Origin of the sequence: Plebeiibacterium marinum (genome assembly GCF_026013615.1) — a bacterium.
Taxonomy (GTDB): domain Bacteria; phylum Bacteroidota; class Bacteroidia; order Bacteroidales; family Marinilabiliaceae; genus Saccharicrinis; species Saccharicrinis marinus_A.
In genome coordinates this window covers 1-12,732 of the sequence record NZ_JAPDPI010000076.1, presented here as the reverse complement: position 1 = coordinate 12,732, position 12,732 = coordinate 1, and the positions used below count along the sequence as shown (strand labels likewise).

Here is a 12,732-nt window from a genome sequence, read left to right as displayed (position 1 = left end):
AAATAAGAGCTGCAAAAAATGGGGCAGCTTTTTTACGTTACCATCTGATTTTAAATTATGACAGTAGAATTTCTACTGAAGTTACCATTGAAGACTAAACAGCCGTGGAGCAAATGTGACTGAGACAACAAATTGGTAATGAAACGAGTAAGCCATTTTTAAACTGATTGATAAAATGCTTACTAATATAAAATTTAAAGACTTCTTTAATAAAAATATTGCAGCGCTGTAATCAGTTTACATACTACCGCATAAAACAAAAGCCGCACTCTAAAATGCGGCTTTGTTGTTTTATTTACAGGCCAGAGGCCTTATGTGCTGCGACGTAGCCAAAGGCATACGCCGAACGACTTACATTATCTTCTCGCTAGGCTCAGCGAGGGCTTTTGTTTTATTTTACACATATCATACAATACAATCGCACGATAGCCAAGACATTATTCATTTTGTATAACTAGAGGAATCTTATAAACCTTTTCTCTCCCAGAAAAATTGTATTTACAATGAATAGTATCAGATTCCATTAAGAATATAATCTTGTCAAATTTAGGAGGCATAATAAATCTCTTTTCCTGGTTATTTAACGATTTAATTAAAGATATTGTTTTTAATGTATCTATTTTAAAATCTAGGTATTTATTACTATTAATTTCAAATTTCCCAGTTGCTATATGGTAAAAAATATCTTGATATTTTTCGTAATAAAAAATAGAATCTGAAAATGCAATATCTATTTGTACCCCTCTTAATGTTAAGTTGTATAACTTAAATTCTTTTGACAATTCCCATGGTTTTTGACAATAGCCATTGAGACACAAAAACATTAAGCATAAAATTATTTTTAATTTCATAGCTCTATTTATTTTTATTTCTTAACTCCTCTTCTGGATTATCTCCTTTTGCAAAAGCCTCTTTTTCTGCACTTCTATCTTTATAAGGCTTGACAACGCCAGTGTCATTTCCATTTTCATCAACAATAGTTGAATCATACCCATCTTGCACCGCATGAACCCCCTCATGCACCTCAGTATTATGTGTCTCGTAATCAATTTCCTGATCTATTATATCTTGATCCGAAACCCCCTCCATTTCTTGTACTGAAGTTGTTTGCATATCAATCTGATCCTCATTTATTACGACATGTGTTTCTGCTTTATCATTCGATTCCCATTTTCCGGTTTCCTTATTAAATGTAGAAGTCTCATTGGGATTATATTCCCCATTTTTAGCTGCATACCTATATTCTTCACCTGAAAGTTTTACACCCATTGCATCACCCATTGCAGCATGCAAATTATCTCCTTCTGATATATAATGAAAAAAACCTTTGATTTCGTCCTACGAATTTTTCGCCAAACTTTCCTACCAGTCTTTGTTCTTTTTACAGATGTATATATCTTTTTGTATCTGCACTTTTTCTATCTCCAATCTTCCGACCATCAATATCGTAAAATCTAATGGGATTATTATAACTATAATGATAAGGACTCCAATTTTTATACATTCCCGCCATCGGGTCAACACAATGCCACCTCCCTAGACTTGCATCATAAAACCTGGCGCCATAATCGTAACAATCCAAGCTTACCCCACCAAGATTGTCATCCTGGATTTCTTTTCCGTTGTAAAGATACTTGTTTTGTTGGTAATGGGTTGTAGCGGAGTTGTAGTTTTTTTGTTCCATAACCAAACCAAAAGGGTAGTAGCTGCTGGTTTGTACAATGTCTGCACTTCCTGGTATCATGCTGCCCCCAAAGGTTACACGGGTGTTGCCCAAGTGGTCTTTCAGGTTGTACTCAAAGTGCCAGCGGGTATTGTCGCCATTTTTTACAGGTATGGCACGGCCTTCATCGGTGCTAAAAAAGCTTTTTTGTCCATCGGTATACACCAGGTTGACAATATAATCGGTTGTTTTTAAGGATCGGATCTGTATAAGCATCATGTAAATCAGATCCGTTCCATATTTTACAGGAAGTTTTGCTATGATAAAACATAAGTCATGTTAAAACTGAGTTAAAGTTTACTATTTGCTTGTTTCTTTTTCTGCTGGAATTTTATTTTGGATTGCGAAAAATATCTATTAACCACATAATAATATGTACTACCTGAAATTTATTGGGGAGCCAACAAGGGGTAACAAAAAAGCATCTCGTAAACAGGGGCGCATGAGATAGTTTTAAAGTGCGGGCTAAACGATGAAATGCATAAAAAGTCAGGGAACTGTCAAAAGGTTACCGACAAGATGTGGCCTTGCCCAGGTACTTATCCACGAGCCTGAGATATTGATTTTGGATGGGGAGGATGCTGTAATAACGTCAACAATAAATGAGGGGACTTTATTTAAAGAGTCAAAATCTCGTAGTTTTGATCAGCTTTTTATATCGGAGTCATCGTTAAAAGAGTAAATACTTTTTCTTTCTGTTAATACTAAATTAAGGGTCATCCTATTGGGTGGCCCTTTTGTTTTATCCAAAAACCTGTAAACCAATCATTTTAGGCAGAATAAAGTGCCGTGTTGTAGGTGTGAAGATGGAGGTATAGTGGTCAGGCCGGGGATTTATATTGTAAGGAGTGAATCTCCTGTCCTTTATCGGTGCTTTTCCTATACTTCTCCCTAACAGATCCGGACCAACTCCCAGACAGCTTCGTAATTGTTTCGTCTTTTGTTCGGGTGTATAATACGAACCGTAGTCGAAGCTTACCCGAACACATTCCGAACACATCCCGGCTACTTCCCGAAGCCGTACCGAAGAAATGTAGGAGAAAACACGAAAAAGGCCCGAATCCATATAATTTTTCCGGTTAACTGCCTAAAGCGTGACAATTTTTTGAATTAACTCCCAAAATTGTGATAATTGCCGTCTGTTGAATATAATATGCACGGGCGTTTTTGCTTGTGAAATAATGTATGTGGTTGATCTATTTGTCGATAGGCGTAGTAAAAAGTAGCAGTAAAATTACTGCTATTTTTTAGGTACATTTTGAGTATTACTTTAGCAATAACAATAATCAATGTTACTAATAACTAGCAACCAATGGCCAGTAACCAATTATATATCAAACCTCATATAAAACAAAATACAAGCAGTCTTCTTACGTGATGTGATTTTTATTGTGGTATATTAAAAGTAAACCGGCTGCCCTTATTGGTTTCGCTTTCTGCATTGATTATGCCTCCATGCCTTTTTACAAATTCTTCACAAAGCATTAACCCCAGACCGGTTCCCGATTCTTTATTTGTTCCGGGATTTGAAATTCTTCTGGAGAAATCAAAGAGACTTTTTTTCTGTTCTGCGGTCATTCCAATGCCGGTGTCGCTCACCGATATTTCTATGTCCCTTACAATCTCTTTGTGTTTAATCTGTTCTGCATTAACCTCAACCTTTCCACCCAGTGTTGTAAATTTTATGGCGTTGCTTAGTAAGTTCCTGATGATGGTTCTGAGCTTGTTGTTGTCGGCAAAAACCTCTATTTCCTTGTCGATATTGTTAATTAGTTCAATTTCTTTATTAATAGCCGATTGTTTTAAAACCAGAAAGATATCATTAACCAATAAAAACAGGTTTGTTTTTTCCAGTTTTAGCTTGTCGTTGTTGCTTTGTGCCTGCGACCATTCCAGCAAATTGGTTAACAGCCTGTAGGTGTTGTTAATGTTTTCATCAATAATTGAAATAAACTTTTTTTGTTCTTCCTGGCTATAATCACCGTAGTGTTCGTTAAGCAGGTTAGAAAAGCCAATCATCCCGTTAAACGGAGTTTTTAAATCGTGAGAAATAATTGAAAAGAACTGGTCTTTGGTTGTGTTTATTTTTTGGAGTTCATTGTTAGCCTTCTCAATTTGTTTTTTTTGCTTTTCAACCTCTTCTTTCTTGTTTTGCAATACTTTGTTAACCACCAGGGTTTCTTTATATAACTTTTTAACTACTGTTTTTTCCTGGTTTAACTGGTAATTGGCACTTACGTTTTTATACCGCAATTGATATTGAATCCTGTTACCAACAAAACCTAAAATTGACATGGGGAACAGGTTTGAGAAATTAACTACTTTTGAGTCGGGTATGGGTTCAATATACACAAAAATGAATATCATCATTACCAGTGGCATAAAAAAGAGAAGGGCAGCAGGAACCCACTTCCACTTTAAGTCCAGGGCAATAATAAAAATCACCACCACAATACCTGTTATCGAATAATTTGAACCATCGTATGGTAGGTATACCAGGTATTTGATGTACATCATCAAAAGCACACTTGCTGTAAATATATTATACCAGAAAAAAATCAGTTGTTTATACTTTTCTTGTGTTGCCAGTTTCATAATAAAAAGCGGAATTCCTATAATCAAAGGTAATAAGCGGGTATAAAATGCTTTTTCTGAATGGCGGAAATAGAGGTCGGTATAAGCAAAAAAGCATATAATCAACAAACCAATCCCTACATAATATAAAAGGTATTTATTTGTATTATCTATTAAATATTTCCTAAAGTTGTCCTGGATCCTTGTGTCCTTACTCATACCTATACTATTGTGTAAACATATAATAACTATTGGTTTGCCTTTTTATGAGTATCAAACTTTATAGTACGATAATGCTTAATTCCGGCATTGTAATTTACTACAGAAATATTACCAATCATAATAAAAACTACAAAAATGTATAGGAGGTATTGCTTTTTCCTACATATATGTAAGATAAAAGGTGGTGGTGTGTTTTTAATGATTCGGTGTAAGGTTTAGATATATAATAGGATAGGGTTGGTTTGGCACCCGGTGTTTTCATCTTTGGTACGTTATCTGTTTTGAGGATAACGACATTGAAAACAAATTTTTTTTACCTATCGATATCTCTAAATAAGATAACGGTATAAATATTTTAATTATGGATAAAATAGAATTGCATCCAATTGGTATGATTAGAACCCCCCATAAGGATATTAAAAATATGCCTATTCAGCCTATTGCGGCAGAGGGTTTTGAAGGGTATATAGAATTGAAAGAGGAATTTGTTGACGGACTAAAAGACCTGGATGGTTTTTCGCATATCACCTTGCTGTATCATTTTCATAAAATAGAAGGTTTTGAATTGCAGGTTATTCCATTTATGGATACAGAAAAGCGTGGCATATTTTCATGTAAGGCACCAAAGCGCCCCAATGCCATAGGTACTTCAACTGTTAAACTCAAATACATTGAAGGGAACCGAATTTATATTGATCAGGTGGATATGCTCGACGGCACGCCATTGCTGGATATTAAACCGTTTTATCCCCGTTACGATAACCGCTATGATGTGGCGATAGGATGGTTGGAGAAAAACAAGGATTTGCCCCTTGAGTTACACAAGGCCGATGAGCGCTTTAGGTAGGAGGGTGGTTGATAGCTTTTAGCTCATAGCTCATAGCTCATAGCTTGTAGCGTATAGCTCATACCTCATAACAAATAGCTTGTAGCAGATAGCGTATTGCTTATAGCAGATAGCCATTGGCTGAATTATTTGCCATTGGATAACCGAATCAAAGGGATAAAAAAATAATCTAATACAATACATTATGAGAAAGTTTACTGTATGTATGTTTTTTACATTGTTTGCTTTTGTCAGCAACAAAAATGTAGTAGCCCAAACCAAGGCCGATGGTATCACATCATCCCTGTTGGAAATCAACAAAAAAGGACTGTTTAAACCCATTGTAGGAATTGAATTATGGGAAACCTACAGTATGGGAGAAGAAAAGGGGGGTATAAAGTACGATAACCGGAGTGATGTTTATTTCCGGCGGTTACGTTTTGGAGGCTCTGGATCTCCTTATTCGTGGCTTAAATACCATTTTCAGTTACAGATAGACCGTTTGGGAGAAGATAGTTATGCATCAACTAAGGGATCGTACACAGGAATTGGTCTTTGGGATGCCTACATAACTGCCAGGATATTTAAGGATAGCGAACTTTTAAATTTCCATGCAGGATATTATTGGGCTGCCATAAGTCGCGAATACAATACCAGCGCCTGGTCGATGGGTTCCTTTGACCGTAACAGGGCCAACTGGTATATGCGTACTTTTATGACAGGCAAAGGTAATGGTATTGAAAGTGGGTTGGGTTTTGGTGGATTGAAAAATTTTAAAGGTTTTGGATTTGCTTACCGGGTTGGCACTTTTGAGCCTAAAGCATATTCATCTGCTGAAATTTCAAGTAGGTTGTATACTGCCCATTTGCTGCTTTCTTTTGGCGAGCCGGAACAAAAGGCTTATAAGTATAGGTTAAGTGGCAACCATTGGCGGAAACGAAAGGGATTAACCCTGGGTTTTGGAGGGGCTAAGCAAAACAAAGGTCAGCTAAGCGATGGCGTTTCTTTTAACAAGTCGCAAGCCTATGGAGCTGATTTGCTTTTTAACTATGCTGGCCTGCGAATAGATGGGGAGTATTTTAAATTCAGCAGGAAAGCAACTGCACTAAGCGATTATGATGGAACAGAGTGGCACCTTAGGGTAGGTTATAGCTTCCTGGTTTCAGGTAAGTATCTGGAGCCTGTTTTAACTTACGACTCCTATGAGGGAAAAGGGGAGAAAGCCTTGTTTAACCATATTGGTGATGATAATACACTGGATGTGGGGATTAACTGGTATTTGAATAAAGACAAGCTAAAGGTTTCCTTACACTACCTTGTACAGGAGGGAAGTGCCTCTGCCAATATAGGGGATTATTTGGGGGTGGGATGCCAGTTTAGGCTATAACGAATACATTGTAACACATTGTTCTATCACAAAAAAATCAACATAAAATGAAAAACTATAAAAACATAATACTCAGCATAATTTTCCTTGGGCTTTTTAGCTGTACACCAATAAAAAAGGAGCAAAAACAATCTATTACGGTTTTTTCAGGAGCGGGATTAACCGATGTGCTCACTGAAATTGTAGATTCTTTTGAAGTAAAGAATCATATAAAGGTTAAAACAAACCTGGCTTCAAGTGGTACTTTGGCACGGCAGATAGAACAAGGTGAAGTACCGGATGTTTATATTTCGGCCAGCAAAAAGTGGGCTGATTATATCGATAGTCTGGGCTTTACTTTAGCAAATTATAAACAAGGTGTGGCCATTAACAACATGGTGCTTATTGCCCCCAAAAACAGTACTTTGAATATTGCAGCCATCGACAGTAGCCTTGATATCGCATCAATATTAAAAGATGAAAGGCTTTCGATGGGCGACCCGGCCCATGTTCCTGCCGGTAAATATGCCAAACAGGCACTTGAATATTATGGGTGGTACAAGCCTTTAAAAGACCGGATTTTGCCGGCAAAGGATGTACGGTCGGCTTTAATGGTTGTGGAATTGGGCGAAACTCCTTTGGGTATTGTTTATAAAACCGATGCACTGAAATCAGAAAAAGTGAGAATTTTAACTACGTTTCCATCAAAATCACATATTCCCATAAGTTTTATTGCCAGTGTTTTAAAGGATAATAAACTGGCTAAGGATTTTTATACTTTTTTAAGTGCAGAGGAAATGAAAAGTGTATGGGAAAAGCATGGGTTTATAACAAAGAGGTAATAGCGGGTAGCTAATAGCTGATAGGACGGCTTCGCCTTTAGGACGCTTCGCTTTAGCTTGATTCCTTGCTACTAATACACCTTTTACTCAGGAACAATATTTCCGGATCCGTTCTTTATACAATAGTTCGTTAGTTTTTTATAAGTGTTAGATTATGAGATACTTAATAAAATCAACCTGAGTTAGGTAAGGATCTGATTTTAAGCATCTTGCAAATGAGTCTCTTATCTCTAATCTAAAATCTAGTGATCTGTTAATATAAACACCTTGTAAATAAGATCGGATCCATACGAAATAGCGTTTAGCTGATAGATAATAATGACAATAAAGTGTAGAGTTTTATGACAGATTTTTTAGGATTTAATTCAACAGAGCTGCAGGCTATAGTCTTATCATTAAAGGTGGCTGTGTATTGTTCGCTTATATCCCTGCCTATGGCATTGTGGTTAGGATATAAGATGGCCAGGTATAACTTTACCGGAAAATCTATTATTGAAAGCATGATACACCTCCCATTGGTAATGCCACCAGTTACCACCGGGTACTTATTGTTGTTGGTTTTGGGGTCAAAGGGTTTTATAGGACATTGGTTGCAATCAGCTTTTGGGTTAAAAATATCCTTTACTTTTTATGCTGCCGTTATTGCCTCTGTTTTTGTATCATTTCCCTTGATCGTACGCTCGGTTCGTACAGCCATGGAAATGGTGGATACAGGATTGGAGGATGCATCCCGGATATTGGGAGCTGGCCGGATACGTACTTTTGCCAGAGTTACTGTACCATTGGCCTTGCCCGGTATTATTTCAGGTACTATATTGGCTTTTGCCCGTTCTCTTGGAGAATTTGGGGCAACCATTACTTTTGCCGGCAATATTGAAGGCGAAACACAAACCCTTCCCCTAGCTATTTATGCCTATATGCAGGTGCCTGGTAAAGAAAGCGCTACGTTGCGCCTGGTGATAGTTTCTATAGTGATTTCATTTATTGCCATGACCTTATCGGAATGGTTTATAAAAAGAATACGACATGATAAACATTGACATTCATCTACCCAGAAAAAATTTTAATGTAGTTGTTCAGGAAAAATTCAGCGAAGGAATAACTGGTATTTTTGGACCAAGTGGTTCAGGAAAAACCTCTTTGCTCCAATGTATCTCCGGGTTAGCCAGACCAAAGGAAGGCTATATTTCTGTGGGGGGAAGAATTTTATTCGATTCTGTAAAAAATATCAATATCCCGGTCAGTGAGCGCAATGTAGGATATGTTTTCCAGGAAGGAAGGCTGTTCCCTCATATGTCGGTTGAAAAAAACCTGCGCTATGGAATAAAGAAACAAGCAATTGGGAAAATAAGTTATGAGGAAGTAATTGACTTATTGGGCCTCAGACATATTTTAAAAAGCAAACCCCATCAAATATCAGGTGGCGAACGACAAAGGACTGCTTTGGGACGGACGTTGCTTTCTTCGCCGGATATTTTATTGCTGGATGAACCGTTTTCGGCTGTGGATATGAGCTTGAGAAGTCAGATATTGCCCTTTATTATACGAATTCAAAAATTAATACAAATTCCTATGTTGGTGGTTAGTCATGATATACCAGATTTACTAAAACTTACCAATAGGCTTTGCATCATTAAAAATGGCAGCTGCATAGGGCATGGAGAGTATTATGATTTATTGAAAGATCCGTCTGTTTCTAATATTTTTGGATCTGGATCAATCGTAAATTCAATTGACATGAGGGTTTTGCATACCAACCCGCAAAGCCGGCTTACCATTGTTGGATGGAAGCAGGATGGACAGGAGATTTTGATTACCTGTGATAAAAGCAAAGGGGATTATAAGGAAGGGCAAAAACTCAAAATTTTTATTGATGCCGATGATATTGCCTTATCCACTGAAAAAACAAACAATATCTCGATTCAAAACCAGGTATATGGAACTGTTACTGACATTATACCTAAGGGAGCCACGTTGTTGGTAGTTATTGATGCCGGATTTAAGTTGGTTGTTGAAATCACCCTGGATTCTTTGAGTAGGATGGGAATTGGCACAGGCAGTAAAATTTGGTGTTTGTTTAAATCGGTAGCTATTGATGTGGCCGGTTAAATATGTAAGTAATAAATTTTTCTCTACAAATAAGTTGTCAACATATTTAAGTATTTGACTAGGTATTTACCTTAAATGGTCTTGAAAAAAATTATATTTGTACGCTAATAATCAGTGGTAAAAAGTATAGTTTGGAGATTTTATGGAGGTGGATGCACATACACATGTTAAATATTTAAAAAAAACCTTAGATGTTACAAGGAAGATCAACCAGATGTTGGTGGTTGAAAAAGATCCTGAAGAATTGATCAATAAGGCTTGCAACATTTTGGTTGATATTAAAAAGTATTATTTTTCGTGGATTATACTGTTTGATAAGGATTTGAACATTACTAGCATTAGAAGTGCTGGTTGTGCTATCGGATTTGGTGCCTTAAAAGAGAGTATCCTCTTGGGTAACCTTCCTGAACCACACAGGTTGGCTTTAGAGAAAAAGGATCTGGTTGTTTGTGATAAACCCCAGCATAATTGCCCACTTAAACTGTCAAATTCCCAATGGTCTTCATTTATAGCCCCTTTGCAAATTGATGATCAAATACATGGATTAATCTGTTCTGCCGTTCCAAATGAGTATGCTCACAACCAAGTGGAACGTGAAACTTACATTGATATTACCAATAACATAGGCTTTGCGCTTTCTGGTTTAAAGGAACAGCAGGGATTGAGGATTATCTTTAATGAAACTCCGGAAGGTTTTGTAACACTAAGAAAAACATTTGATATTGTTGATGTAAATCCGGCCTTTTGTAAAATAGTAAAATCAACAAAAGATGAGCTGGTTGGCAAAAATATGTTTCAGCTGTTAAAAAAATTCGCCTTTTATGCAGAACAATCAGATTTTACAGAACTCATCAATAAACTATATCTGGGGGCTGACTTAAAGCAATTTGAGTTAAGGTATTGCAACAAAGTATATTCAATTACAGCCAACCTGAAAACATTTTCTAAGTATATTTTTGCCAGTGTACGGGATGTAACCCATGAAAAGTTTGAGCAAGACCTTGTTATAAAGAGTGAATCAAAATATCGTTCTCTGGTAAATTCTTTGAACGATTCCTTGTTTATACTGCAAGATGGGGTCATTAAATTTGTAAACCCAAACCTGTGTAAAGTTTCCGGGTACTCAGAAGAGGAATTAGTGGGAAATGATTTCACTTTGTTTATTGCTCCTGAGGAGGTAAACAAAATTATCAGTATCCACAACAAAAGGCTGAATGGAAGTTCTGTAAATAGTTATTATGAATCTGTGGCAACCACTAAAACCGGGGCAAAAGTACCTGTAGATGTCAATGTAATCCCTACCGAATACGAAGACAGGCCTGCCTTGCAGGTGTTACTGAAAGATATTTCTGATTACGTTGACAGAAATAAGCAACTTCAGCTGGAAAAAAACCGTGCCGAAGAGAGCAGAAAAAAGCTATACGATTCGGAAAAGTTGGTTAGTACTCTGATACAAAGTATGCCCAGTGGCTTTTTAATGATTGGTGAAGATTATAAAATATACCGGGTTAATGATCAGACTTGTAAGATAACGGGTTATTCCAAAGAAGAGCTGGAAGGGGCCTATTGCGATATTATCTGTCCGAAGGGATCAAAATCAAAAGAGTGTCCTGTTTGGGAAAAAGGTGTTGCTTCGTTTTCAGGGATGGATACCAGTGTAAAATGTTGTGATGGCTTTAAAACGCCTGTTTTAAAAAATGCCCAAACCATTACTATTGATGGGAAAAGGTATATCCTGGAGAGTTTTCAGGATATTACAAATTTGAAAAACACAGAAAAGGAGTTGATTTATGCCAAAGAGAAGGCTGAAGAAAGCGACCGTTTAAAGACTGCTTTTTTGGCTAATATGAGTCACGAGATCCGAACCCCTATTCATGGCATCTTGGGCTTTGCCGATCTTTTAAAAGCTTCTGAAATTGAAGATAAGGAGCAACAGACTTATGTAAATATTATCCATAGTAGCGGAGAACGGATGCTATCTACCATAAATGATATAATTGATATTTCAAAGATAGAATCCGGATCGACAGAGCTATTTATGAGACCTTTGAAATTATCTGATTTTATCAATCATTTATATATGTTTTTTGCACCGCAAGCTCAGAGTAAAGGGATTGATTTATTGGTTGATATTAAGGAAGAGGATCGGATTAAACGAATGGTTACAGATGAGGACAAGCTAAATTCAATAGTCACCAACTTGCTTAGAAACGCTATTAAATTCACCGAGCAAGGGCAGATTGTTTTTGGGTATAAAAAACTTGAAAACAGCATTGAATTTTATGTTTCGGATACGGGCAGGGGAATCCAGAAAAACCATCAGGAAGCCATTTTTCAGCGCTTTATGCAGGCTGACAATACTTATTCCCGCGAATTTGAAGGATCGGGGCTTGGACTGGCCATTTCAAAATCTTTTGCTGAAATGCTTGGCGGATCTATTTATCTTGAATCGGAGCTGGGAAAGGGTTCTACTTTCTTTGTAAGGTTGCCTTATAAGGGGTAGGGCAAAGTTTGTACCTCTATAACTCCTGATCTCGATAAAACAGATGGTAGCTCTTAGCTCTTAGCTGATAGGACGGCTACGCCTTTAGGACGCTTCGCTTTAGCTTGACTATTTGCTACTACATCATTTTTTCTCAGGAGCAACGTTTCCCCGGATCCGTTCTTTATAAGCACCTTGTAAATAAGATCGGATCCATATAAAATAGTGGGTAGCTGATAGGACGGCTGCGCCTTTAGGACGCTTCGCTTTAGCTTGATTCCTTTCTACTAATACATCTTTTGCACTGGAACAACATTTTCCGGATTCGTTCTTTATAAGCACCTTGTAAATAAGATCGGATCCATATAAAATAGTTGGTAGCTTTTAGCTGATAGCTGATAGGACGGCTACGCCTTTAGGACGCTTCGCTTTAGCTTGATTCCTTGCTACTAATACATCTTTTGCACAGGAACAACATTTCCGGATCCGCTCTTTATAAGCGCCTTGTAAATAAGATCGGATCCTTATAAAATAGTGGGTAGCTCTTAGCTGATAGCTGATAGGACGGCTGCGCCTTTAGGACGCTTC

Annotated in this window: 12 protein-coding genes; 7 read left to right on the top strand and 5 right to left on the bottom strand. The window is 37.2% G+C overall.

What is annotated here, in order from left to right:
* Positions 1-437 precede the first annotated feature (437 nt).
* The 3 genes from OM074_RS20375 to OM074_RS20365 form a co-directional block, all read right to left on the bottom strand.
* Complete coding sequence (locus tag OM074_RS20375) at positions 438-851, bottom strand: hypothetical protein (RefSeq protein WP_301202512.1); 414 nt, start codon at positions 849-851, stop codon at positions 438-440.
* Positions 852-855: 4 nt separating this feature from the next.
* Positions 856-1,293, bottom strand: coding sequence for a hypothetical protein (locus OM074_RS20370; RefSeq protein WP_301202510.1), 438 nt, complete (start codon positions 1,291-1,293; stop codon positions 856-858).
* A gap of 88 nt (positions 1,294-1,381) precedes the next feature.
* Positions 1,382-1,942, bottom strand: coding sequence for an RHS repeat domain-containing protein (locus tag OM074_RS20365; protein WP_301202508.1), 561 nt, complete (start codon positions 1,940-1,942; stop codon positions 1,382-1,384).
* Between the two features lie 253 nt (positions 1,943-2,195).
* Between OM074_RS20365 and OM074_RS20360 the strand changes: the two genes are divergently transcribed.
* Positions 2,196-2,405, top strand: coding sequence for a hypothetical protein (locus tag OM074_RS20360; RefSeq protein WP_301202506.1), 210 nt, complete (start codon positions 2,196-2,198; stop codon positions 2,403-2,405).
* A gap of 60 nt (positions 2,406-2,465) precedes the next feature.
* Here OM074_RS20360 and OM074_RS20355 read toward each other — a convergent pair whose 3' ends face one another.
* The gene (locus tag OM074_RS20355) at positions 2,466-2,789 is read right to left on the bottom strand and encodes a hypothetical protein (protein ID WP_301202505.1); all 324 of its coding nucleotides are present in this window, start codon (positions 2,787-2,789) and stop codon (positions 2,466-2,468) included.
* Positions 2,790-3,109: 320 nt separating this feature from the next.
* Entirely contained in the window at positions 3,110-4,516 is a 1,407-nt protein-coding gene (locus OM074_RS20350; RefSeq protein WP_301202504.1) for a sensor histidine kinase, read from the bottom strand.
* A 364-nt stretch (positions 4,517-4,880) separates the two neighbouring features.
* On the opposite strand from OM074_RS20350, the gene tsaA reads away from it, so the two are divergent.
* The 6 genes from tsaA to OM074_RS20320 all read left to right on the top strand — a co-directional run bounded on the left by tsaA (position 4,881) and on the right by OM074_RS20320 (position 12,165).
* Complete coding sequence (tsaA, locus tag OM074_RS20345) at positions 4,881-5,366, top strand: tRNA (N6-threonylcarbamoyladenosine(37)-N6)-methyltransferase TrmO (RefSeq protein ID WP_301202503.1); 486 nt, start codon at positions 4,881-4,883, stop codon at positions 5,364-5,366.
* Positions 5,367-5,550: 184 nt separating this feature from the next.
* Entirely contained in the window at positions 5,551-6,732 is a 1,182-nt protein-coding gene (locus OM074_RS20340; protein ID WP_301202501.1) for a porin, read from the top strand.
* Positions 6,733-6,779: 47 nt separating this feature from the next.
* Positions 6,780-7,553, top strand: a complete 774-nt coding sequence (gene modA / locus OM074_RS20335) for a molybdate ABC transporter substrate-binding protein (RefSeq protein ID WP_301202500.1) — start codon at positions 6,780-6,782, stop codon at positions 7,551-7,553.
* Positions 7,554-7,894: 341 nt separating this feature from the next.
* Entirely contained in the window at positions 7,895-8,593 is a 699-nt protein-coding gene (gene modB / locus OM074_RS20330; protein WP_301202498.1) for a molybdate ABC transporter permease subunit, read from the top strand.
* Positions 8,580-9,662 carry a molybdenum ABC transporter ATP-binding protein gene (gene modC, locus OM074_RS20325; protein ID WP_301202497.1) on the top strand — a complete coding sequence of 361 codons (1,083 nt, stop codon included), beginning with the start codon at positions 8,580-8,582 and terminating at the stop codon, positions 9,660-9,662. Before modB ends, modC begins: the two co-directional genes overlap by 14 nt.
* A gap of 142 nt (positions 9,663-9,804) precedes the next feature.
* Positions 9,805-12,165, top strand: coding sequence for a PAS domain S-box protein (locus tag OM074_RS20320; RefSeq protein WP_301202496.1), 2,361 nt, complete (start codon positions 9,805-9,807; stop codon positions 12,163-12,165).
* Positions 12,166-12,732 lie beyond the last annotated feature (567 nt).